18 protein-coding genes are annotated in these 21,831 nt (G+C 61.7%); 15 read left to right on the plus strand and 3 right to left on the minus strand.

Annotated features, from left to right (window positions below; all coding sequences use genetic code 11):
• Positions 1 to 51: 51 nt before the first annotated feature.
• From RE4_RS23995 to RE4_RS24005, 3 genes are all read left to right on the plus strand, one after another.
• Positions 52 to 498 (plus strand): hypothetical protein, encoded by a 447-nt coding sequence (locus RE4_RS23995; RefSeq protein ID WP_020970172.1) that lies wholly within the window; start codon positions 52 to 54, stop codon positions 496 to 498.
• A 107-nt stretch (positions 499 to 605) separates the two neighbouring features.
• Positions 606 to 1,781, plus strand: a complete 1,176-nt coding sequence (locus RE4_RS24000) for an acyl-CoA dehydrogenase family protein (RefSeq protein WP_007736177.1) — start codon at positions 606 to 608, stop codon at positions 1,779 to 1,781.
• Between the two features lie 8 nt (positions 1,782 to 1,789).
• Complete coding sequence (locus RE4_RS24005; protein WP_060939480.1) at positions 1,790 to 2,920, plus strand: acyl-CoA dehydrogenase family protein; 1,131 nt, start codon at positions 1,790 to 1,792, stop codon at positions 2,918 to 2,920.
• A gap of 57 nt (positions 2,921 to 2,977) precedes the next feature.
• Here RE4_RS24005 and RE4_RS24010 read toward each other — a convergent pair whose 3' ends face one another.
• Together RE4_RS24010 and RE4_RS24015 are read right to left on the minus strand one after the other, a co-directional pair.
• Entirely contained in the window at positions 2,978 to 4,324 is a 1,347-nt protein-coding gene (locus RE4_RS24010) for a DUF5691 domain-containing protein (protein ID WP_060939481.1), read from the minus strand.
• A gap of 54 nt (positions 4,325 to 4,378) precedes the next feature.
• Positions 4,379 to 5,140 (minus strand): GntR family transcriptional regulator, encoded by a 762-nt coding sequence (locus tag RE4_RS24015; protein ID WP_047888053.1) that lies wholly within the window; start codon positions 5,138 to 5,140, stop codon positions 4,379 to 4,381.
• A gap of 202 nt (positions 5,141 to 5,342) precedes the next feature.
• Between RE4_RS24015 and RE4_RS24020 the strand changes: the two genes are divergently transcribed.
• The 10 genes from RE4_RS24020 (at position 5,343) to RE4_RS24065 (ending at position 16,165) form a co-directional block, all read left to right on the plus strand.
• The gene (locus tag RE4_RS24020; protein WP_060939483.1) at positions 5,343 to 6,101 is read left to right on the plus strand and encodes an inositol monophosphatase family protein; all 759 of its coding nucleotides are present in this window, start codon (positions 5,343 to 5,345) and stop codon (positions 6,099 to 6,101) included.
• An 11-nt stretch (positions 6,102 to 6,112) separates the two neighbouring features.
• Complete coding sequence (locus tag RE4_RS24025) at positions 6,113 to 6,391, plus strand: hypothetical protein (RefSeq protein ID WP_047888033.1); 279 nt, start codon at positions 6,113 to 6,115, stop codon at positions 6,389 to 6,391.
• A gap of 1 nt (position 6,392) precedes the next feature.
• The gene (locus tag RE4_RS24030; protein WP_024488216.1) at positions 6,393 to 7,934 is read left to right on the plus strand and encodes a sodium:solute symporter family protein; all 1,542 of its coding nucleotides are present in this window, start codon (positions 6,393 to 6,395) and stop codon (positions 7,932 to 7,934) included.
• Positions 7,927 to 9,171 (plus strand): M20 family metallo-hydrolase, encoded by a 1,245-nt coding sequence (locus tag RE4_RS24035; RefSeq protein WP_024488217.1) that lies wholly within the window; start codon positions 7,927 to 7,929, stop codon positions 9,169 to 9,171. Before RE4_RS24030 ends, RE4_RS24035 begins: the two co-directional genes overlap by 8 nt.
• Positions 9,171 to 10,577 (plus strand): amidase, encoded by a 1,407-nt coding sequence (locus RE4_RS24040; protein ID WP_060939484.1) that lies wholly within the window; start codon positions 9,171 to 9,173, stop codon positions 10,575 to 10,577. Before RE4_RS24035 ends, RE4_RS24040 begins: the two co-directional genes overlap by 1 nt.
• Positions 10,574 to 11,530 carry a phosphotransferase gene (locus RE4_RS24045; RefSeq protein WP_060939485.1) on the plus strand — a complete coding sequence of 319 codons (957 nt, stop codon included), beginning with the start codon at positions 10,574 to 10,576 and terminating at the stop codon, positions 11,528 to 11,530. The genes RE4_RS24040 and RE4_RS24045 overlap by 4 nt, the downstream gene beginning before the upstream one ends.
• A 13-nt stretch (positions 11,531 to 11,543) precedes the next feature.
• A complete protein-coding gene (locus tag RE4_RS24050; RefSeq protein ID WP_047888051.1) occupies positions 11,544 to 12,530 on the plus strand; it encodes a choline/ethanolamine kinase family protein in 987 nt (328 codons plus the stop codon).
• A gap of 48 nt (positions 12,531 to 12,578) precedes the next feature.
• Positions 12,579 to 13,928 (plus strand): aspartate aminotransferase family protein, encoded by a 1,350-nt coding sequence (locus RE4_RS24055; RefSeq protein WP_060939486.1) that lies wholly within the window; start codon positions 12,579 to 12,581, stop codon positions 13,926 to 13,928.
• A 100-nt stretch (positions 13,929 to 14,028) separates the two neighbouring features.
• Positions 14,029 to 15,258: a hypothetical protein gene (locus RE4_RS24060; protein ID WP_060939487.1), complete on the plus strand. Its 1,230-nt coding sequence runs from the start codon at positions 14,029 to 14,031 to the stop codon at positions 15,256 to 15,258.
• Positions 15,259 to 15,394: 136 nt separating this feature from the next.
• The gene (locus RE4_RS24065) at positions 15,395 to 16,165 is read left to right on the plus strand and encodes a hypothetical protein (RefSeq protein WP_060939488.1); all 771 of its coding nucleotides are present in this window, start codon (positions 15,395 to 15,397) and stop codon (positions 16,163 to 16,165) included.
• 2 nt (positions 16,166 to 16,167) lie between these two features.
• On the opposite strand, the gene RE4_RS24070 is transcribed toward RE4_RS24065, so the two are convergent.
• Positions 16,168 to 17,115 carry an aldo/keto reductase gene (locus RE4_RS24070; protein ID WP_060939489.1) on the minus strand — a complete coding sequence of 316 codons (948 nt, stop codon included), beginning with the start codon at positions 17,113 to 17,115 and terminating at the stop codon, positions 16,168 to 16,170.
• A gap of 183 nt (positions 17,116 to 17,298) precedes the next feature.
• Between RE4_RS24070 and RE4_RS24075 the strand changes: the two genes are divergently transcribed.
• Positions 17,299 to 17,724, plus strand: a complete 426-nt coding sequence (locus RE4_RS24075; RefSeq protein ID WP_020908416.1) for a hypothetical protein — start codon at positions 17,299 to 17,301, stop codon at positions 17,722 to 17,724.
• The gene (locus tag RE4_RS24080) at positions 17,724 to 21,827 is read left to right on the plus strand and encodes a cation-translocating P-type ATPase (RefSeq protein ID WP_060939490.1); all 4,104 of its coding nucleotides are present in this window, start codon (positions 17,724 to 17,726) and stop codon (positions 21,825 to 21,827) included. The genes RE4_RS24075 and RE4_RS24080 overlap by 1 nt, the downstream gene beginning before the upstream one ends.
• Positions 21,828 to 21,831 lie beyond the last annotated feature (4 nt).

Genomic DNA, 21,831 nt, shown 5'->3' on the forward strand with positions numbered 1-21,831 from the left:
CGCACTTTTGGTAGCGGAAACAGCCGAAAGTGCGCACGGTACCGTTGCCACATGAGCACCCTTCAAGAAGTCGGCGAACGTGAATCCTGGCGCTGCTGGCTGTGTGACGAACCGGTCGATCCCGACATGTCCGTCAATGATCCGCGCGGCCCGAGCATCGACAGCATCAACACCGCAAAAAAGGGTGGCAAGACAAAAGGTGGCGTCGAACGCTTGGCGCACCGCGCATGCAACACCAAGAAGGGTGCGGTCAAACCTGTTGTGGAATGGCCGGATCGGCTGTTCGTCGTGGATCCCGCTCCGATCATCGGGGTCGTCGAGCAACTCGAGCGCAAGGGTGGCCGCGTCGCCGTCGCTCGCTGTCCCGGCAAGGACGACGCCCAGGAAGCGTCGGATTGGTTGATCGATCGGTTGTCACGTTTGGCTCCGTCGTTGAACGTGGAAACGAGCATCGACGCCGCGGGCGGGGGCTACCTGTTGGTCCTCAAAACCGTGTAGAAGGTCGGCCCTGAGTGCCGTCTTTCGCGGTACCTGTTCCGCCTCCATGGTCGTCGGGGTACGGTCGAACCGAACATGAATCCGGTTTCGAGTGCGAAGGAATCCCGATGAACCTGGCATTGACCGACGAGGAACTAGCGTTCCGCGACGAGATGCGGACGTTCTTCCGTACGCAAATCCCCGCGGACATCAGGGAGGCGTACGCCCACGGCGAGGAGTTGGGGCGCGACCGTATGGTCGAGGCGCAGCAGATCCTCAATGCTCACGGTCTGGCGGTACCGCACTGGCCGGTCGAGTGGGGCGGCAAGGACTGGACCCCGGTCCAGCACAACATCTGGCTCGACGAACTTCAGCTAGCGTCGGTCCCCGAACCGTTGGCGTTCAACGCCAACATGGTCGGTCCGGTCATCGCAGCCTTCGGCTCGCAGGAGCAGAAGGAGAAGTTCCTTCCCGCGACCGCGAACCTCGACATCTGGTGGTGCCAGGGATTCTCCGAACCCGAGGCCGGCTCCGACCTCGCTTCGCTCAAGACCCGCGCGGTCCGCGACGGCGACGACTGGGTCATCAACGGTCAGAAGACCTGGACGACGCTGGGACAGTACGCCGACTGGATCTTCTGCCTCGTGCGTACCAATCCCGATGCGCCGAAGCGCCAGGCAGGTATCTCGTTCATCCTCGTAGACCTGAAGACGCCTGGAGTCACGGTCCGCCCGATCAAGCTGATCGACGGCGGCTACGAGGTCAACGAAGTGTTCTTCGAGGACGTCCGCGTTCCGGGAGAGAACCTGGTCGGTGAAGAGAACCAGGGCTGGGGCTACGCCAAGTTCCTGCTCGGAAACGAGCGCACCGGTGTCACCCGCGTCGGTTTCTCGAAGGTTCGTCTGGCCCAGGCCAAGGCCCGCGCTGCCGAGGTCAAGGTCGGTAACGGGACCCTGCTCGAAGATCCGCTCTTCGCTGCTCGCCTCGCCGAACTCGAAAACGAATTGCTTGCCCTCGAGCTCACTCAGCTCCGGGTGGTCGCCAGTTCCGCTGACGGCCAGCCGAACCCGGCGTCGTCACTGCTCAAGCTTCGTGGCTCCGAATTGCAGCAGGCGAGCGTCGAATTGCTGATGGACGTGGCCGGCCCTGATTCACTGCCGTACGACGCGGGCAGCGACATCGCCTCCGCGAGCTGGGCACAGCACACTGCCCCGACGTACCTGAACTACCGCAAGGTATCCATCTACAGCGGATCGAGCGAAGTGCAGCGCAGCATCATCGCCTCCTCGATCCTCGGATTGTGAGGCGTGGCATGGACTTCGAACTGAACGACGAACAGAAGCTTCTCCGCGACACCACCAAGGACCTCCTCTCGCGTAGCTACGACGCCGAAAAGCGCAACGCGATCATCGACTCCGATCCAGGGTGGAGTCCGCAGGTCTGGAAGCAGTTGGCCGAGGTCGGCTTGCTCGGCCTGACATTCTCCGAGGACGACGGCGGCATGGACGCGGGCCCGGTGGAAATCGGTGCGGTCATGACCGAGATCGGTCGACGCTTGGCCCCCGAACCGTTACTCGACGCGGTCGTGACGCCGGGCGGGCTCATCTCCGAAGGAGGCAGCGCAGAGCAGCGCTCGTCGATTCTTCCCGGAGTGGCCGAGGGCACCACGTTCCTCGCGTTCGCCGATCAGGAACCCGGAATTCGTTGGCCGGCAACCGAACGGGCCACCGCGGCGGCGCAGGTCGACGGCGGCTGGACCATCACCGGTATCAAGAATCCCGTTGGCCACGGTGCGACGGCGGACATCCTGGTCGTGAGCGCTGCGCTCCCCGGCGGTGGCGTCGGACTGTTCCTCGTCAAGAGCGATGCCTCCGGCCTGGTACGCAAGTCCTATGCCTCTCACGACGGGTTGCGTGGGGCGCAGATCGAGTTCACCGATACTCCGGCCGAAGCACTCGGTGACGGCGGTGACGCTTCTGCTCTGATCCAGGCCGCTCAGATCCGTGAGCAGGCCGCGCTGTGCGCCGAGGCTGTCGGAGCAATGGAAGAGGCGCTGCGTCTGACCACCGAATACCTCAAGACGCGTAAGCAATTCGGTGTTCCGCTCGCAAAGTTCCAGACATTGACGCATCGTGCCGCCGATCTGTACGTCTCGCTCGAGTTGGCGCGCAGCATGAGTCTGTACGCAACGATGTCCCTTGCCGACGGCGTCGTGGATCCGGTGATCGCTTCGCGGGTGAAGTTGCAGATCGGGCGCTCGGCTCGGCTCATCGGCCAGGAAGCGATCCAGATGCACGGTGGTATCGGTATGACCGCCGAATACCCGGTGGGTCATTACGTGAGTCGCCTCGTCGCCATCGAGCACACCCTCGGCAGCACCGAAGACCATCTCCGGGTGTTGGCCGCCGGCGTGGCTGATCACGAGATGGTCAGCGTCGTCTGATCTTTCACGATCAACCGAAGGGTCGCATTCCGTTCGCGGAGTGCGACCCTTCGTCGTTCAGCGGTGAGAGCGTAAGACGTCCAAGCGGAGTCGACGCTGCTCGATGTTGACCGCACTGTCGGTGAACGCTTGTTGCCAGCCGGGGTCGCTCGTTCTGGACGCGGCGCTGCGGAGCAGTGGTATCGCCTCGAAAGGGAAGCGCGCCTGCACGCTTCGCAGAGTGGAAAAGTGACTGTGTCGCGAGTGAATGCCCAAGTCCTCACCCGTCGCAGCATGCTCCATCGCTTCGTTCTCCAAGGCGTTCAACAACTTTTTGGCGACGGCCAGGGGCCATGGACGGTCGATGCCGTCGAGTAGTGCGCTGCCGTCGACGCCCAAAAGGTATTCGTCCGCGTGGCCGGCGACGATGTATTCGACGCGCTCGCGTGGGTCCGCGATGGCGACGATTCTCCGGTCGGTCGTGCGCCCGTCCCGCTCCAGAAATGCCGACGCCCACGCTGTGTTCGTCTGAAGAACTGTTGCAGCAGTCCATGATTCGATCATCACGGTGCGCCATTGCTTCTCGATGGGGATGGTGAGGGCCTCGCGTGGCGAACCGGCCATCGATTCCCACAGCGTCAGTGGAGTGGCGGTCACGACTTGCCGTAACCACCAGCGCCGGATGCCTTTGTTCTTGTAGTGGACGTCTTCGATGCCGTCACGAAATGCGAGGTCGTCGAGCGAGCCCGGCAATCGGACGGCAAGGCGCGGTCGCAACGGCTTCGTCTCGAGCCGGACCCACGACTTAGCCCGAGTAGCCATGCGAGAGGCAAAAGGAGATCGGGGGAGTTGCCGTAGTAGTTGAATTGCACGCTCACGAACCCGCACGGCTGGATCGTCGAGTGCACGCTCGAGGAGGGTGTGATCGTGTTCACCCAGTCCGACCTCGAGGTGATCGAGGAAGTGCAGGCGGTTTGCGGTGGGCTCGTCGTCCCAGGCGATCTCGAGCTCCTCGCTCGCCAGTTCCGGGTCGACCGTACGTATGTAATCGAACCAGGCCGTACGGTCGTTCGGATCGGGCGATAGCCACAGTTCGTCCCGGCGTGACCCGATCCGCCGCAATTGGGCCCAATCGGGATTCTGCTCCGCCAGGTACTGCCCGCGTCGGCCGGCGAGGCGAAGGAGCGCCTCGCGGTGCTCGGGATACTTCAGCGCGGCTTCCATGAAGAGCGGAACACTGGCCGCGGGCGCGAGGAATCCGCGTTGGTCGGCCATCGCGAACCAGTCCGCGAGAGTCCAGGAACGTACCTGCAACAACGACTGGAGTTGTTCGATCGCGAGATCGGGAAGTAGTGGTTGAACCGCTGGAGGAGTCCGCGGTGCGCGCGAGTGACCTGCTTGCGCGTCTGATCGCAGGGAGGTCACCCGCCTACGGTATGGCAGAGGTGCGTCGACTTCGGGAGCAGGGTCTGCCCGGGCTCACACGCGGTGTCCAGGCCGCGTACTCACACTCAGCCGTGTTCGGTCGGCACGGAACAGGTCTACCGAGTACTCGACGGGACGTTCGTGCTGGTCGTAACCGATTCGTTCCAGCTTGAGAACCGGGGCCGGCATCGGTTGTCCGAGAAGCATCGATACTGAGGAGCTGACCTCTGCCAGTTCGATGGATTCATCGGTGGCCGAGATGTCGATTCCGAATTTACAGCGCAGGGCTTCGTAGACAGAGTCCATGTGCGTTCGGAGCAGATCGCGGCAACCGGGATCGCCGAGATACATCCGTTCCAGAGACAGTGTGTCGCCGTCGGCAAATCGTAAGCGCAACAAGGAAATCACATCGCGGTCCGGCGAAACTCCGAGTACCTGAGCGGCTCGCGGGCTGGGCCGCTCCATACGTGCTGACAGCACCCTCGTGCCATCTTGGAATCCTTGTTCCTGAAGCATTTGCGGAACGCCCATGACTGTATTCAGATTTCGGGACAGGCGTCGGCTCGCACACAGGGACCGTGCGTCTTCCGGGGTGGGGGTGACCGCATGGACGTTTGTGAGAAAGGCGCCGCCTGCGCGCCCTTTGACCCGATGTACCAATCCGTCACGTTCCAGCGCATCGAGTGCGCTGCGCACTGTCGTTCGAGATGTTCCCAGTCGTGCTGCCAGTTCGCGCTCGGGCGGGAATTTCCCCACTGAGCGACCTTCGAGTTCCTGAGCGAGCCGCAACAGCGCAGATCGAGTCTGCTCCATCATCGACATATGGCGTGACCTCGCAATACGGCAGTTCGTTGAACCCTCAAACTAGTGAGGCACTTGATCCATCACAACACGAAGTGTGATCTGTAACACGCCGTTAACAATTGGTGAGAGAACCAGAAATGGTCTAGCCCGAATCTCTGAGGAGTCCGAAGTCGTCGCTTTCGGACTCCTATTCAGGGAATGGAGGGCACCAGCAGTGAATCGAATCCTTTCGACCCGTGCCGAGATCGCGTTGGCGATCACTCGAGAAGCAGGAGATCTCGCCAGGCACTGGTTCGACAAGTCGACGCTTCGGGTCGACACGAAGTCGGACGGATCGCCCGTCACACAGGCGGATCAAGAGATCGAACAGATGATTCGCAACGCTCTGTCCGAGAACTTTCCCGACGACGGGATCATGGGAGAAGAGTTCGACGACATTGAGGGTTCGAGCGGTAATCGGTGGATCATCGACCCGATCGACGGAACGAAGTCGTTTGTCCACTCGGTGCCGCTCTATGCGAACCTTCTCGCGTACGAAGAGGCCGGTGAAATCACGTTCGGGGCGATCAATCTGCCTAGTGCCGGCGTGCTCGTGTCAGCGGAAAAAGGCGGTGGATGCTGGAGAAACGACGAGCCGGCCGCTGTCTCCGACCGGACAGATCTCGACGGCGCATATCTGATGGCCACGTGGCTCGAGGACTGGAAGCCGGATACGATCCGCGATCTCAACTCGCGAGGCGTCATTCTCCGCACCTGGGGCGACGCGTACGGCTATGCAATGGTCGCCTGCGGGCACGCCGATGCGATCGTCGACTACACGACCAAGGCTTACGACCTCGCGCCGATGCCGGTGATCATCGAAGAGGCGGGTGGTCGTTTCTCGAGTCTTGACGGTCGACGGAACTTTGACTGTGGCAACGGAATTGCATCAAACGGTCATCTGCACGACTCTATTCGCCAGCTCGTCAACTGAGGGAAGGTCCGATGAAGGATTTCATCCGCGGGCTCAGTCACCGAATGATCATGGTGTTCTTCGGGTCCGTTTACGGTATTGCGCTGCTGTTTGCACTTTTCCCGCCCCTTTATCTCTGGGGCAGTGGAGTTTCGACGCTAGTGTTCGGAATCCCGTTCAGCATCATGTACTGGATTCTCGACGCGCTGGTTCTGGGGTTGGGACTGTGGGGCCTGTACCTGGTCGAAGACCTCCGCGGTGAACTTGACGAAGAGCTGGCACTCACGCCGGCCGGTCCGAATGGAGAATGACATGGCGATCATGCTCGGAATGCTGGCGTTGTTCTATGCCGGAGTGCTCTTCATTCTCTATGCGACCCAACAGAAAACGAAACCGACGTTCGAGGAGTACTCGGTCGGTGGTCGTAGCTACGGTCCCTGGTACGTGGCGATGTGTTACGTGAATTCCTGGTGGCCTGGCGCGGTGTTCATCGCATTCTTCGGGATGGCCGCGGGTGCAGGAGTTTTCGGATTTTACGGCCTTGCCTACTCCAGTCTCGGTGTCGCGATGATGTACTTCATGGCGACCAGAGCATGGCGGTGGGGCGCTCGATACAATCTTCGATCTCAGCCGGATCTTCTTGGTTTGCGGTTCAATTCACGATCCGTGAAGATGATCGCCAGTCTTATCGGAATCGTCTCGGTATTCCCGTGGGTGGTTCTCGGAATGCAGGCGTTGGGGGAGGTATTTCAATACGCGAGTGAGGGTCGATGGTCGGTGACCACCTGCCTGCTTGTCGGATTGGCGCTGATCCTGATCCGTCAGTACTGGACAGTGAAGATGGGTATGCGTGGGTTGATCATGACCGATGCGTTCCAGGGGATCGTCGCATATGTGATTGCAGCACTTGTCTGTCTAGTTCTTTTGTCCGGTGTCGCCGGCGGCCCGATCAGTATGAGTGCGCTGGCGCAGGTCCCGATCGAATTTCTGCGGGTACCTGGCGACGGCGATGCTTATGGGCCGTTCTATCTCTTCAGTCTGATCTTTACCGGCGTAGTCGGATCGCTGTGCTGGCCGATGAGTTTCCAACGGATCTACACGGCTTCGGGAGTCCGTGCAGTGAAGGCGGGGACTATCCGTACCGTGCTGATTTCGAGTGTGTTTTACACGCTGTTGATGCTGTTGGGTATCGCAGCGTCCCAGATGCCGGAAGTTATCGCCAACCCTCAGGCCGCGTGGTTCACGATCATGGAGTCGTACGGGGGAACGTGGCTCCTAGGCCTGGGCGTGACAATGGTGTTTGCGGCGTCCATGGGGCACATCGATGGAAGCGTTCAGGTGTGCGGTCTGCAAATTGCGAACGATCTCGTCAACTCGGACAAACGCAATCTCTCCGACTCCGCGCTGACCGTTGTCGCCAAAGTCAGCATGGTGGGCTTCATGGCGCTGGCAGGGGTAGTTGCCTACGTGACGTATGACATGACGCGGTTGCAACTCCTCGCACAAATCTCGTATCAAGGCGTTGTCCAATTGGCCGTACCGCTGTTCTTCGGAATCTTCTGGCGCGGTGGCAACAAATACGGCGCAATCTCGGGAATGCTCTCCGGTTTCGGTATCGCGCTGGTGTTGACCTTCATCTACCCGGATGACATTGCGGGACTCGGCTCATTGACCGGCGGTGTGGTCGGAATGGCTGTCAACCTCGTAGTTTTCCTAGTGGTCTCTGCTCTGACCGGAATCTCGAATGCCGAGCGAATTCGGGTAGGCGAGATGTTCGATATCGCTGCACGTTCGGTAGTGCCGAATCAAGCCTCGGCGGTGGAGGATTCGTCGGTGGGGGTATCGAATGTCTGAATTCCTCGCAGACTTCGACACGATGTCGGGATTCGGTGCTACCGCGAACGGTGGAGTCGAGCGTCAAGCTGGTAGCGAAGCAGACGGACTGACCAGGGACTGGTTCCGTATGTGGTTGACGAAGAACGGTTTCCGCTGCCGAGTAGATGCCGTGGGCAACCTGTTCGGTTCCTTGGAATGGATAGAGGGGGCTCCCCACGTGTTGGTTGGCTCGCATCTCGACAGCCAGCCGAAGGCAGGCCGCTTCGACGGGGCCTACGGCGTTCTCGCCGGGGCGCATGCGGCGACCACTGTTGCTGAACGAGTAGCCGCTGGAAAGATCAGACCCGCATTCAACCTCACAGTTGTCGACTGGTTCAACGAGGAAGGATGTAGGTTCAGCCCTAGTCTGATGGGTAGTGGAGTTTTCACGGGGAAGTTCACTGCGGAGAAGATCCTCGACGTCGTCGATGCTGACGGATGTACAGTCCGCACCGCACTGCGGAACATCGGCTATCTCGGTGCGGACGAGCCACCGATGTGCAAGGCGTACGTGGAAATCCATATCGAGCAAGGTCGGGTTCTCGAAGACGAAGAGATCTCGATCGGCGTGGTCACGGCCAACTGGGCGGTGCGCAAGTATCGCGTTCGAATTCGTGGTGAACAGGCACACACCGGGGCCACGCTGATCGAAGACCGCCGAGACGCCCTCCTCGGCGCAGCGCAGATGATCGTGGCGACTCGTGAGGTGGCGTCGGCGTTCCCTCCAGGAGTTGTTCTCACGTCGATCAGCAAATTGACAGTCGAGCCGAACTCGCCCGTAGTGGTGGCGTCCGACGTAGTCATGGCGGTTGACATCCGGTCAAGTGATGAAACAACTCTTGCCAAGGCTCATGAGCTGTTTCTCCAGGCGAGAACCGATATCGAAGCCCGCGGCGAAGTCTCCGTCGACGTCGAGTCTGGCTCGCTGCGCCCCAGCACGCCTTACCATCGCGCCGGTATCGAGTTGTCCGAATCGATTGCCGACGGATTGGGTCTGAGCGCCCGGAGAATGCTCACCAGAGCGGGGCACGATTCGATCAATCTCAAAGACTTGATGCCGACGGTGATGTTGTTCGTGCCGAGCGTCGGCGGCGTCTCGCATTCGGAGATCGAATACACCGAACCCGAAGATCTGTTGGCTGGGCTGAACGTGTTGACGGGTGTACTCGAACGGCTTGTAGTAGAAGGATTGTCGTCGGAACAGGAGCAGTCGTGATGGACAAGGTACTTCCTCAGAACATGTCGTCCCTCGTCGAGGGGTACCGAACAGGTGAGTTCACACCCCTGGATGCATTGGGCGCGACCCTCGAGTTGGTCGATGCCGTGAATCCGTCGATCAACGCAATGGCAATGGTCGATGCAGACGGCGCACGGGCCGCGGCCGCAGAATCGACGTCGCGATGGGCTAGCGGCAACGCGTTGAGCAGTCTCGATGGAGTTCCGGTCACCATCAAGGACAGTGTGAATGCTGTCGGCATGCCGTGGCGTCACGGGAGCGCCGCTCACACGAATGTTCCTGATGCAGAAGTTGATTCACCGCCTGCGGCGCGATTGAAGGAGGCAGGTGCCGTCATCGTGGGCAAGACGACGATGCCGGACTTCGGCATGATGGCTGCCGGAGTCAGTTCGCTGTACGGCATCGTGCGCAATCCTTGGGACCTCTCCCGCAATACGGGCGGGTCGAGCGCGGGAGCGGGTGCGAGCCTTGCGGCCGGCATCGGCTACGCCGCTGTCGGGACGGATATCGCGGGGTCGGTGCGTCTGCCGGCCGGACACTGTGGCTTGGTTGCGCTCAAACCGACTCAGGGGAGGATTCCGCATCTACCGTCTTCGATGATGCGCTCACCTGGTCCGATGGCCAGGACAGTTGATGAGGCCATCGCCATGTATCGGGCTATTGCGCGCCCTGACCGCCGTGACGCGTGGTCGCTCCCAGCGGAATCCATTGAGGAATCACGGTGGGAGGCAGACGTACGAGGACTGAGAATCGGGGTGATGACCGACATGGGATATGGATACGAAGCAGACGCTGCGGTTGTGGCAGTGGTAGACGCCGCGGCGCAGGTATTTGCCGTTGCGGGGGCAAAGGTGACGAGGGTGACCCCGCCGTTCTATTCCGATCCATACGCACCATTGGATCGCTTGTTCCAAGTGCGCGCCCGGGCGGAGTGGGAGTCGATACCTGAGGAACGACGAGGGGAGGTGATCGGTGCAGTATCCGCGTGGGCCGAACCTGCGTCCTTCGCGAGCGCTACCGATTATTCACGCGATCTGGAGGCGGTCAATGCGGCGCAGATGCGGATCCAACGGCATCTCGAACCGTATGACTTCGTGATCAGTCCGGTAATCCCCGTGGTGGGTTTCGCCGCTGATACGGTCGGCCTCGACCCTGAACGGCCCTTGGCACATTGCAGTTTCACCGCGTGGTTCAATCAGACTGGGCAACCAGCGTCGACGCTGTGTTTCGGAATGCTTGAAGGGTGTCCGGTAGGAGTGCAGATCGTCGGGTCTCGATTTGCGGATACAGATGTTCTCGCGATGACTAAATGGCTCGAGGACAGACGACGATTCGATATGAATTGGCCCGATCTTGCGCTCGGTGTGTCGGGAGGTGCTCGATGATCGACACGAAACAGCTTGTTCGGCAAGAATTGTCGGTAGGCGGACTCTTTCTCGACACTCACATGGCTCTGGACGCGGGATCGCCTGTGATGGCGAGTCCGAGTTGGTGGGGCGCGGATTCAGCTCATTGGATCGTCGAGGGCGCGGCGCCGAACTCGGGTGGCGACGATCGGGTCTTCGTCAAAGTAATGCAAGAGCATTCGCTCGACTACGTTGACGTCGGAGCCTCATTCCAGGCCGCCATCTCGGCCGGGCTCGCGGGTATCGGACCTCGTGTCCGTCACTCGAATGCGGCAACGGGAGTGCTGGTGATGGACGATCTGGGGCAGGCGGCATCGACGGCAACGCTTGATCTCTTCGATGACCCGAAGGCGATCGAACGTCTGGTGGAGTTACGGCGGGCCGTCCACACATTGCCTCCATTTGCGCGCACAGCAACGGTCTTCGACGATCTTGATGCCGCACTGCTCATCGCGCAGCGCGCTGGCTCATCACTGCCGAATGACCTCGATTGGATGCTTCGGACCTTGGAACCCGCCAGATCGCGAATAGCGAGTCGCGGATTCGATGCGGTTCCGTGCCACGGCGACGGCAATGTTTCGAATGTGATGGTCATGAAAGACGATGCATCGTTGAGATTGGTTGACTGGGATTGTGCGGCGATGATGGATCCGTTACAGGAACTCGGCGTCATGCTCGCGGAACTGACCCCGTCAGATTTCGACGCGCGCCCTGTTTTTGAATTGTATTGGGGAGATTGGGATTCAAGCCTGTTTGATCGCAGTCGAGTCTACGGAATCGCAGACTCGGTGAAGTGGGGTCTGATCGGTTCCTACGTCGACGCACTTCGACCCGGAACCCTGGAGTACTCGAAGTTCGCAGATTGGCAGTTCCTACGCGCGCGAATCGGCTTGCGCGATCCGCATTTCGACGACCGAGTCCGCAACCTGTGAGGCAAGGATGACCATGACCGAGAACACTCAGCAACCTGACCTTGCGCACTGCGCAGCCGACGAGCGTGTATGTGGTACTGCTCGAACGGATTTCGAGAGGGGTGTCGAAGAAGCCTTGGCGTCGATCTCCGACTGGCGCGGACGGGAGATCCGGTACTCGCCGGTGCACGGTGGCCTTCAGAACAGCAATTGGCGAATCACTGTCGGGGGAATCGACCGCCGGTACTTCTTGAAAATTCCCGGTGCCGGAAGTGAGTCGTTTGTCGATCGCGTTGCGGCGAATGAGGCCGCGATGCTGGCGGGTTCGCTGGGAATAGCTCCGGAGATGATTCTGTTCGATCGTCGAACGGGAATCGAGGTGATCGAGTACATGGAAGGGTATCGCGGCTGCACCAACGGAGATCTCAAGCGTTCGGAGGTCGCGTTGCAGATCGTCGACCTGTATCGGACACTGCACTCGGCCCCGCTGATGTCCCTTACGAAGACGATTTTCGACATGATCGACGAGCATCTCGATCAGGCGCGCGAACACGGTGTGATGCTTCCTCGGGACTTCGCCCTGATCGAGCGTGAGTATCACACCGCAAAGTCTGCCTTGTTGGCTTCCGGTCTGGATCTGGTTCCGTGCCATAACGATCCGATGCCAGGAAACTTCTTGTATTCGGACGGTCAGCCGCTCAAACTTGTCGACTACGAGTTCGCCGCCAACAATGACAGAGCCTATGAGTTGGCGATCTTCGTGACCGAAATGTTCTTCGACGAGCGGCGAACGCTGGAACTGATCGAAGCCTTTTACGGGAGTAAAGACTGGTCGGTCGTGTCACGTGTTCATTTGTTCGGGGCGTTGGCAGACGTCAAGTGGGGCCTGTGGGGGTGCATCAACAATCGACTCAATTCCGGTTGGGACTTCGACTATCACAAGTACGGAGTGTGGAAGCTGATGCGCGCCCGGGCAAAGATGTCCGATCCACGATGGGCCTTGTGGCTTGCCTCGGTCTGAACGGTGCAGTTGGACAGTCTATTTCGTATACACACTTCGGAGGATTTGATGACGGCTCACTTTCAGGATGCGAGCACATCGCGTGTCTCGCCACTCGACGTGAACGGCTACGTGCCCGCGAACGCTCCAGGACTCGATGCGCGAACTCGAAATCTGATCAAACGTAGGGCCGACGTTCTCGGTCCGGCATCGCCGTTGATGTATCGAAAACCAGTGGAAATTGTTCGGGCGCAGGGTCTTCGACTTCACGATCGCGACGGCACCACGTATCTCGACATGTACAACAATGTAGCGAGCGTCGGACACGCGCACCCCAAAGTCGTTGACGCTGTGCGTAGACAGATTGCCGAATTGAACACTCACACCCGTTATCTGAATGAGGCGCTAGTCGAGTACGCAGAAGATTTGGTCTCCACGTTCCCGAATCGGCTCTCTACTGTGATGTTCACGTGTACGGGTTCGGAGGCCAACGATCTCGCCTTGCGAATTGCGCGGGAAGCAACGGGGAAGACTGGTGTCATCGTCACCGAAAATGCCTATCACGGCGGCACGATCAATATTGCCGCGTGCTCGCCATCAATGGGTTCTGCTGCCTTTGGCGATGCGCAGTGGGTACGCGTCGTGCCGTTGCCGGACGCACGCATTGTCGAAGAGGCGGACCGAGAATCCTGGTTTGCAGATCGCGTTCAGGAATGCATCGACGGACTGAACCGCGATGGCATCGGACTGGCGGCACTACTTGTCGACACGATCTTTGCTTCCGACGGAGTACTGACCGACTCGTTCCTCGCGACGGCTGTCGATCGGGTTCGCCGGGCTGGTGGCTTGCTTATCGCAGATGAGGTTCAGCCTGGCTTCGGTCGGCTGGGGTCCAGTCTGTGGGGGTTTACGCGGCACGGAGTGGACGCAGATCTGGTCACTCTCGGGAAACCGATGGCCGGCGGGGTACCGCTCGCCGGAGTGGTACTCGGTGACAACTTGGTTGGGCTGACCGCAGGCGAGCTCCGGTACTTCAACACGTTCGGCGGCAATGCGGTGTCGATTGCTGCGGCGCAGGCGGTGCTCGATGTGATTCGGGAAGAAGAGCTGATGGAGAACGCCGCAGTGATGGGAGATCGACTAGCAGATGGCCTGCGCACGTCCGTCCACCGCAACCCGAACGTGGGTGCGATTCGCGGCGCAGGGTTGTTTGTCGGGGTGGATGTGGTCGACGCGGACTCGGGTGAGCCGGACCCGTCCGGTGCACTCGACATTGTCAACGGATTACGTGCGCACGGAGTGTTGATATCGGCGACGGGTAAGCACGGCAATGTACTGAAGATTCGACCACCGCTCCCCATATCCGCCTCGGATGTGGACGAGTTCCTGACTCGGTTCGAGATCGTGATGGCGGCTTAGCGAAGCTTGATGGCTGCGTAGCGGGCAGATAGGAGCGCGTTCGGGCGCGTGTCGGCAGATTCTGGAACAGTGGTAACCGGCACCCAGCAGGAGGCGTGAGATGACGGATGGCCGTGAGATGGCAGACGGAAATGGCGACGTCTTTGTCGTGGCGTCGGTGACCGAACGGCGAACGCTCATCTCCACCCGAGTCAGGGAGTGGTGTGCGGCGGGGACCGTCGAGTCGAACCGGCCGGAGTTGTCCGACGATGTCGCATTGCTGATCGCCGGCGGCTATGCGGACGAGTCGACGCGGTCGATCCTGGCGAACCGGCGCACTGTCGGACGTTCGTTCCCGGAGATCGGCGGATTTTCGGAGTTGAGGTATCTCACCGACGAGCTTGCCCGCACCAGGCGTCGACTGCTCGCGACACGCATCGGTCCCGTTCAGGTTGTCCTCGAACGGCGGGTGCAGACGCTGGACAAGCGCGTTCAGTCGATGCGATCGGCGATCGTGCATTCCAATCGTCATTTCGCGAGCAGCGTCCGTGCCATCCGCAAGGACCGCCGCGACGGTCTCCATCTCGACGTCGAGCAGCGCGAGGCTCTCTTTGCCGGGCTCACCCGCACGCCGGTTCCGGCCAAGCTGCCGGTGGGTCTCGGTGTCGTGGCCAGCAGTGGAAACGCAGCACTCGACAAACTCGCCGCCCAGTTCGGGAAGGTCCAGGGAACCGGTGTCATCGCCGATGCCGGAAGACGTATCGCGGAAGTCCTCGACGGACTGGTCGATTCCGAACCCGAAGGACGCGCCGGTGAGTACGACGCACTGCTTTACCTCGCCGGGAATCTTTTCGACCGGATCGAGAGTTCCAGCGCGTGGCATTCCGATCACTTCGTCATTCAACGTAATCAACTGGACTTGGCAGACGAGATCACGCAGATCGCGGTCGATACCGTAGCGCTGCGTTCGATACTCGCAGAGCTGGACGACGCGGCTGCGCTGGCACGCGACGAGGGAACCCGAGCCGGAATCGCTTCGCGAAGGGAGGCACTCGGCACGGTCTGGGACCAGCTGGTCGAGCGCGTCGCGGCGCTCGCGCGGATCGGTGACCTGGTCGCACGGGCCGAGGATCAGTTGAGTTCGCAGCGCGCGGTTGCGCATGCAGCGAGCCTCGACAGCCGGATCGACGACCTACTCGCGCGCTCTGGTTCACGTGAACTTTCGGCTGCCAACACGCACTACGTCGGGGATCAATTCGACGGTGTGGAAGAACTGATGTTCGCTCACCGGGCGGCTCTTTACGGGGACATTGCACTGCTGACCTCCGGGAACGAGCGTCGGGCGCCGTAGTCAGGCTGTCGCCGGAGCTGTAAGGTCGAAGGTACTGACCGGCCGCACGATCGAAGAACAGGCCGAGAATTCGCTCTTTGCTCGACCCCGATGCCGATCCGGTGATGCGGGCGTACCCGCTCGAGACAGGTCGATCATGGAAGACACCGCAAGCCGCGGCATCAATGCGTTCATTTCCGAAGCTACGCAGCGTGGGGGCAAGGCTGTCCGCCTCACGCACTCACGTCGTAATCCCGTCGAGGTGACGGGCGCAGACGGCATCAGCCGAATCGTCCGAGTGCGTTCCAAGCTCGACGGTGACTGGCAGGCCAGGCGTCAGGACGAGTCGCTCGAGAGCGACGACACGCGCTCCGAGTTCTGGGTATTCGTCGACCTGGCTGCAGACCCGCACGAGTTCTTCATGCTGCCCTCCAACGAGGTCGCGGACGACATCCGTGCCGAGGTCGACCTGTGGATCATGGACAGCCCCGGACGCAATCGCACCGGACATCACGCGATTCCGCGCGGACGCGTCGTACACGGTCACGATCGTTGGGATGCGCTGGGCCTGGCCGCGGTCAAGGATCCGAGCATTTACGTGGAGGCCCCGGTTGCGACCAAGCGCAAGACGTCGCCGGTCGCCGCGAAGAAGCGTCGCGCCAGCGGTGTCGAGGAGATCGAAGTTGGCGACAATCGCCTCGAGATGACGGCTGATTGCCATGGATACCGTTGGGTCGGACGCTTCGACGAAAGCACCGAGGTCGTCGAGATCATGCGCGGACCGATGGAAGGCCGCCGATTCCCTGATCCGACCGCGGCCGCCAATGCCGTGACCGGTCACATTTCAGGCGACACCGAGAGCCATGACGGCTGGTCGTTCTGGACGATCAACAACACGGCCCTCGGCGCTCATCTCAAAACTGCCTGATTTCAGGCGCCGACTGCCGCCGACACCCGTTCGAGAGTGTCCAGTTCATTCGACGACAGCACCAGATTCGGGGCGTCCAGGAGCGCCGGGAGCTGCTCCGGCCGGCTGACGCTCGCGATCGGTGCGGTGATGCCAGGTCGAGTCAGCAGCCAGGCCAGCGCGACGGTCGAGATCTCGCTGTCGTGTGCCTGCGCGATTGTTGCCAGTTCCGTGACGACGTCGAGTCCGGCGTCGCTGAAGTATCCGGCGGTCAGCCGTTCGCGGGAGCTGCCTTCGATGTCCGCGCGGGTCTTGTACTTTCCGGTCAGGAAGCCGGAAGCGAGAGCGAAGTACGGGAAGACGCTGATGTTGTTGTCGGTGGCGATCTGCGCGAGTTCGGGTTCGTACGACTTGCGGTGCACCAGGTTGTAGTGCGGTTGCAGCGCGATGGGCGCGGCGTAACCGTTCTCCTCGGTGATCCGCAGCCACTCCCGGACGCGGTCGGGGCTGTAGTTGGAGATTCCGAGATAGCGAACCTTGCCCGCGACGACCAACGCATTGAAGGCTTCGAGAGTTTCCTCGAGCGGAGTCTGCGGGTCGTCGAAATGTGCGTAGTACAGGTCGATGCAGTCCGTCTGCAGGCGCTGCAGCGACGCCTCAGCTGCGGCCGCGATGTTGTCGGCCTTCAGTCCCTTGAAATCGGGATGGCTACCCACCTTGGTGGCGACGACGATGTCGTTCTGCAGTCCCCGATCGGTGATCCATTTCCCGATGATCGTTTCGGATTCCCCGCCGGAATTGCCGGGAGCCGACGCCGTGTACGAGTCGGAGGTGTCGATGAAGTTTGCACCGGCTTCGGCGAACGAGTCGAGGATCTCGAAGGACGTCTTCTCGTCTGCTGTCCATCCGAAAGGGTTGCCGCCCAAGCTAAGTCGGAAGATGTCGAGGTCCGAATTTCCGATGATCGCCACTGTGTGGAACTCCCGTCGATGAAGGTGGTCGCTGCATCCCGCACCGTACCCTCTCACGGCGCTGACGATGGCGCGCCCTCGCCAGGTTCGCCGAAAAATGTATCGGATCGTGATTGCCGCCGTCGGTGTTGGGTATGGCCTCAAATACTGAATTCTTCGATGGACTGCTGATAGGAGCGTCCGATGATGATTGTCGACGAAGCCACCCGGGTCGTTCGTGGTGTGGCAGACGCAACGACGACGGTGGCTGGAGCCGTCGGTGGTGGAGTGATCGGTGGAGTGACGGGCGGGATACGCGGAACGGCGGAGGGCGTCCGAGACGGAATTCGTGCGGGTAGTTCCTCGACGCCGACCGCGGTTCTCACGATGGCCGCCGTCGGCGCGGCGGGATTGGTGGAGTGGCCGGTGCTCTTGGCGGTCGGCGGCACGGCCCTGGTACTTCACGAATGGGATCGCAAGAGCGCGCGGCCCGATCGTGCGGTCAAGGCGGTTGGGCGCGCGACCAAGACGGAACCGGCAAAGAAGGAATCGAGCGGAAACTCCCACAAGGCGGCCAGTCGGTCGCAGGATCGAACTCACAGTTCTTCGCACACTCGATCCACTTCCTGATGTTCTCAGCGATGGCCCGGCGTGCGGTGTCGGTGGCAACTTTGCCGCCGCGCCTGGCGTTGTCGGGTCTGGCGTTGGTCGGTGGTTCGACGATTCCGCGAACCGCTGTCAGTGACGTGGCGCTGCGGACCGGCACTCTTGCGCTGGCGGGCGTCGGGATGATTCCTGCAGCAGCGGGATCGATTCTTCGTGCGCCGCGAATGCCGGGTTCCGCCTATGTCTCGGCGGCGGCGTCGGCGATCAATTATCAACCCCGGGTGCGTCGGCGAATCGAACAGCGCCTTGGCCGTTCGCTCACCGACTTCGCATTGGAGTCGGCGACGTCGTTCGCGGATGTTCTGACCTACGCGCCTGCGTCATTGGGCGTGGATTTCGGGCTGCGGACGATGCTGCTGCGCGAAACTCTGGCGGCGCGAAACTCTCGGCTGGTGTGGCGACTCGAACCTGGCGGTCGCGGTGCTTCCACGAGGCGTGACCCGAGTGGTCCGGGGGAGCGTTATGCCGGCAGGATCGCTGGGGTTCAGCTGGCGGCTGGGGCTGCACTGGCTACCGTGTCTGCCGGCGGTGACACCGTTGCGACGAGCATCAAGGTTTCGGCGCCGCGGCCGCTTCGGATGTCACGCGAATCGTTCGCTGCTGGTTTGTCATACGGTCTGTGGCGGACGCACCACGTCGCCGTTTCGGACCCCGCGGCTCTACGCATGCTTGATCGTGTCGATACCGTCCTCGTCGATCCGAGTGTCCTTTTCGACGACGCGCTCCGGGTTTCCGACATACGAGAGGTGTCCGAGTCGGACCGCGTCGTGGTGTGGGCACATGCCAGGGAAGCGCTTGACGCCGGCTCGCTCGGGGTCGGAAGACACCGCATCGACGGCGCCGAAGTTGTCGTAAGACCGGTGCGAAAAGGGTTGGCGGAATCACTGATAGGTGAGATACGCGCGAGCGGGGTCGCAGCGGCCACGATCGACGACGACGGGCTCGGATCACTGCGAAGCGGATTCGACGAGCTCTATCCGGCGCCATCGACTCCCGAAGCCGGCCTGCGCGAAGCTCTCTCGGCACTGGTGGCCGAGGGTCGGACAGTTGCGATCGTGTCGAGTAGGGCGATAGCGGGGCAGGCAGTGCTACGCATCGGGATTTCACCACCGAGTGGCGAGCACGTGAGTGCCGACATCCACACCGACTTGGCCGGGGCGTGGCGGGTCGTCCATGCGCTCTCGGCTGCCCGAACAGCGACGAGGCGCGGCGTCGAACTCTCCTCGGGTTCTTCGGCATTGGGTGCCTTGATTATGCTTCCGGGAATTCGAGGGGCTGGGCCGGGGCCGGTCACGGCTGGTTCGGCCGCGGGACTGTGGACCGGATACACCCTGTCCCGATCTGTGATTCAGGCTCCCGCCCCTGTCGGTGCTCCGAGCGATAGCTGGCATGAGATGGACGGTGATTCTGTCGTTCGCGAACTCGCCGAATCCGTCCGGCATACGCCGCAGCGCGCCGACGCTCGTGTGCGAGCGCCCGCACGCTTCAGGTTGATCCGTGACGGATTGTCGGCGTTGCGAACAGAATTGGCGGATCCACTCACGCCGGTGTTGGCAACCGGCTCGGCGGCCAGTGCAGTCCTCGGTTCACCGGTAGACGCCGTCCTGGTCGGTTCGGTTTTGGTCGGCAATGCCGCGATGTCCGCTGTTCAACGACTTCATTCGGAACGGGCAGTGCAGCGACTTTTGCGGACTCAGGAACCGGTAGCTCGGCGAGTAACCAACATTGGCGAGGTCGAGACTGCGGCAGACGCGCTCGAACTCGGTGACGTCGTGGCCCTCGAGTCCGGGGACATCGTGCCCGCCGATTGTCGACTGTTGATCGCCGAATCGCTGGAAGTCGACGAGTCGTCGTTGACGGGGGAGTCCATGCCCGTCGACAAGCAGACCGACCCGACCCCTGGGATGCCCCTGGCCGAGCGAAGGTGCATGGCCTATGCCGGGACAACAGTGCTTGCCGGCTCCGGTCGTGGCGTGGTCACGGCCACCGGAGCTCGAACGGTGACCAGGCGCGCCGATGTCGGTGTATCCCGATCCGGACCTGCTGTGGGCCTGACCAACAGACTGCGCGAACTCACCAGGGCGACTCTGCCGGCCAGTATCGGCGGCGGAGCGTTGGTGACAGTCGCGGGTCTGATTCGTGGTACCGGTCTGCGCCGCGCCGTCACCGGAGGCGTGGCCGTTGCCGTGGCCGCCGTGCCGGAGGGATTGCCTCTGGTTGCGACCCTTGCTCAGCAGGCGGCAGCTCGAAGGCTCACTGCAGCAGGAGTGTTGGTGCGTGCTCCACGTTCGATCGAAGCGCTCGGGCGTGTCGACGTGGTCTGCTTCGACAAGACCGGAACCCTCAGTGAGAACAAGCTACGGGTGGCCGCGGTCGAACGCGTCGACGGTTGGGGCGAAAGTGAGATTTTGGAAGTTGCGGCGCGCAGTGCTCTGGGAAGTCGCGACGATCGCGTGTTTCATTCGACGGACGCCGCCGTCGTCGATGCAGCCGAACAAGCTCTGGACGAGGCTCGGGTTTTCGGTGATGCCGACGCGCTCAACCTCGTTCCGTTCAGGTCTGGGCGGCCGTACTCGGCAGCCCTACTGGGCAGACGGATCGCACTGAAGGGTTCACCGGAATTCGTGGCGGAGGCAGGGCGGGATCCGAATGCTGTGTCGGCGAGCCACGTTCAGAGCATGGCCGGACGCGGACTGCGGGTGGTTGCCGTCGCACAGCGCGAGTTGTCGGAACACGATGCGCGACGCGCTGCGGAGGACTCGGAATTTCTCGAACAGTGTTGCTCCGAGGGGTTGGAAGCGGTCGGCCTTCTCGGACTCTCGGACACGCTCAGACCCGAAGCAACGCAACTTGTTCGAGAACTTCAAGGCAACGGACAGCAAGTGCGCGTGCTGACCGGGGATCATCCGACAACAGCGGCGGCGGTCGCCACCGAACTGGGGATGGATGTGGCGCGTGAGGACGTGGTCACCGGTCCGGACTGGGAGAACTTCTCTCGCGCAGAACGACGGAACGCCGTCCGCGGCAGCAGCGTCTTTGCGCGCGTGACACCCGAGCAGAAGGTCGAGATCGTGCAAGCGTTGGAGACTGACGGGCGCGTGTGCGCCATGGTCGGTGACGGCGCGAACGATGCTGCGGCGATCCGAGTTTCCAGCGTGGGAATCGGGGTGGCGTCGACTGACAGCGATCCGGCGCGCGGCGCCGCAGACATCGTGCTCCTCGACGGCCGTGTCGGCGGATTGACCGACGCATTGGACGAGGGCAGTCAATTGTGGCGGCGGGTCAGATCAGCGGTGGGGGTTTTGCTCGGAGGCAACGCGGGTGAAGTCGCATTCGCTCTGATCGGTTCTGCGCTGTCCGGCGAATCACCGCTCAACGCAAGGCAGTTGCTACTGGTCAATCTGATGACGGACGCCTTGCCCGCTGCTGCGCTTGCGGTGAGCACCCCGTCCGAGAACGGATCCGAGAAGTCCGAACAGATGGACACTCATGCGTTGTGGCAGACGATCGCTGTCCGCGGCACTGCCACGGCAATCGGTGCGCTGGCAGCGTGGCTTATGGCCCGGACGAGCGGCAGGCGGCGACGAGCGTCGACGGTGGCGTTGGTTGCCCTGGTGGGCACCCAACTGGGGCAGACGTTGCTCGAATCGCGCAGTCCGCTGGTGGTCGCAACCGTTGCCGGGTCCGCTGCGGCGCTGGCGACGCTCGTCAGCACCCCGGTGGTGAGCCAATTTCTCGGTTGCACGCCGCTCGGTCCGATTGGGTGGGGACAAGCAGTGGGCTGTGCGTCGGCAGCGACGCTGCTGGCGGCGCTGGCTCCGCGGGTGTTGGAGCGGATCGCCGCAACTGAGGAGAGCGCGGAAGGTCAGTCGACGATTCGCAAGATCCCGACGCGGACGAGCACCGCGTACACCTCCCGAACCGGGGGAGTCAGCGCTCGCGACAGCGTGGAAATCAGCGAAGCGGAAATCAAAGAAGCGGAAACCGGTGAATCGGACACGCTTGTGAGCGTCGCTGCTGGAAGTGACACGTCGCCGAACTCCCGGGCGACCCGAGATGAATCCTGAGGAA

Origin of the sequence: Rhodococcus erythropolis NBRC 15567 (assembly GCF_001552595.1) — a bacterium.
In the GTDB taxonomy this organism is placed as follows: domain Bacteria; phylum Actinomycetota; class Actinomycetes; order Mycobacteriales; family Mycobacteriaceae; genus Rhodococcus_F; species Rhodococcus_F erythropolis.

What these genes read in the sequence shown, in the direction of transcription:
- RE4_RS23995 (WP_020970172.1), top strand. Translation starts at nt 52, where the DNA reads ATGAGCACCCTTCAAGAAGTCGGCGAACGTGAATCCTGGCGCTGCTGG.
- RE4_RS24000 (WP_007736177.1), top strand. Translation starts at nt 606, where the DNA reads ATGAACCTGGCATTGACCGACGAGGAACTAGCGTTCCGCGACGAGATG.
- RE4_RS24005 (WP_060939480.1), top strand. Translation starts at nt 1,790, where the DNA reads ATGGACTTCGAACTGAACGACGAACAGAAGCTTCTCCGCGACACCACC.
- RE4_RS24015 (WP_047888053.1), bottom strand. Translation starts at nt 5,140, where the DNA reads ATGATGGAGCAGACTCGATCTGCGCTGTTGCGGCTCGCTCAGGAACTC.
- RE4_RS24025 (WP_047888033.1), top strand. Translation starts at nt 6,113, where the DNA reads ATGAAGGATTTCATCCGCGGGCTCAGTCACCGAATGATCATGGTGTTC.
- RE4_RS24030 (WP_024488216.1), top strand. Translation starts at nt 6,393, where the DNA reads ATGGCGATCATGCTCGGAATGCTGGCGTTGTTCTATGCCGGAGTGCTC.
- RE4_RS24035 (WP_024488217.1), top strand. Translation starts at nt 7,927, where the DNA reads ATGTCTGAATTCCTCGCAGACTTCGACACGATGTCGGGATTCGGTGCT.
- RE4_RS24040 (WP_060939484.1), top strand. Translation starts at nt 9,171, where the DNA reads ATGGACAAGGTACTTCCTCAGAACATGTCGTCCCTCGTCGAGGGGTAC.
- RE4_RS24045 (WP_060939485.1), top strand. Translation starts at nt 10,574, where the DNA reads ATGATCGACACGAAACAGCTTGTTCGGCAAGAATTGTCGGTAGGCGGA.
- RE4_RS24050 (WP_047888051.1), top strand. Translation starts at nt 11,544, where the DNA reads ATGACCGAGAACACTCAGCAACCTGACCTTGCGCACTGCGCAGCCGAC.
- RE4_RS24055 (WP_060939486.1), top strand. Translation starts at nt 12,579, where the DNA reads ATGACGGCTCACTTTCAGGATGCGAGCACATCGCGTGTCTCGCCACTC.
- RE4_RS24060 (WP_060939487.1), top strand. Translation starts at nt 14,029, where the DNA reads ATGACGGATGGCCGTGAGATGGCAGACGGAAATGGCGACGTCTTTGTC.
- RE4_RS24065 (WP_060939488.1), top strand. Translation starts at nt 15,395, where the DNA reads ATGGAAGACACCGCAAGCCGCGGCATCAATGCGTTCATTTCCGAAGCT.
- RE4_RS24075 (WP_020908416.1), top strand. Translation starts at nt 17,299, where the DNA reads ATGATGATTGTCGACGAAGCCACCCGGGTCGTTCGTGGTGTGGCAGAC.
- RE4_RS24080 (WP_060939490.1), top strand. Translation starts at nt 17,724, where the DNA reads ATGTTCTCAGCGATGGCCCGGCGTGCGGTGTCGGTGGCAACTTTGCCG.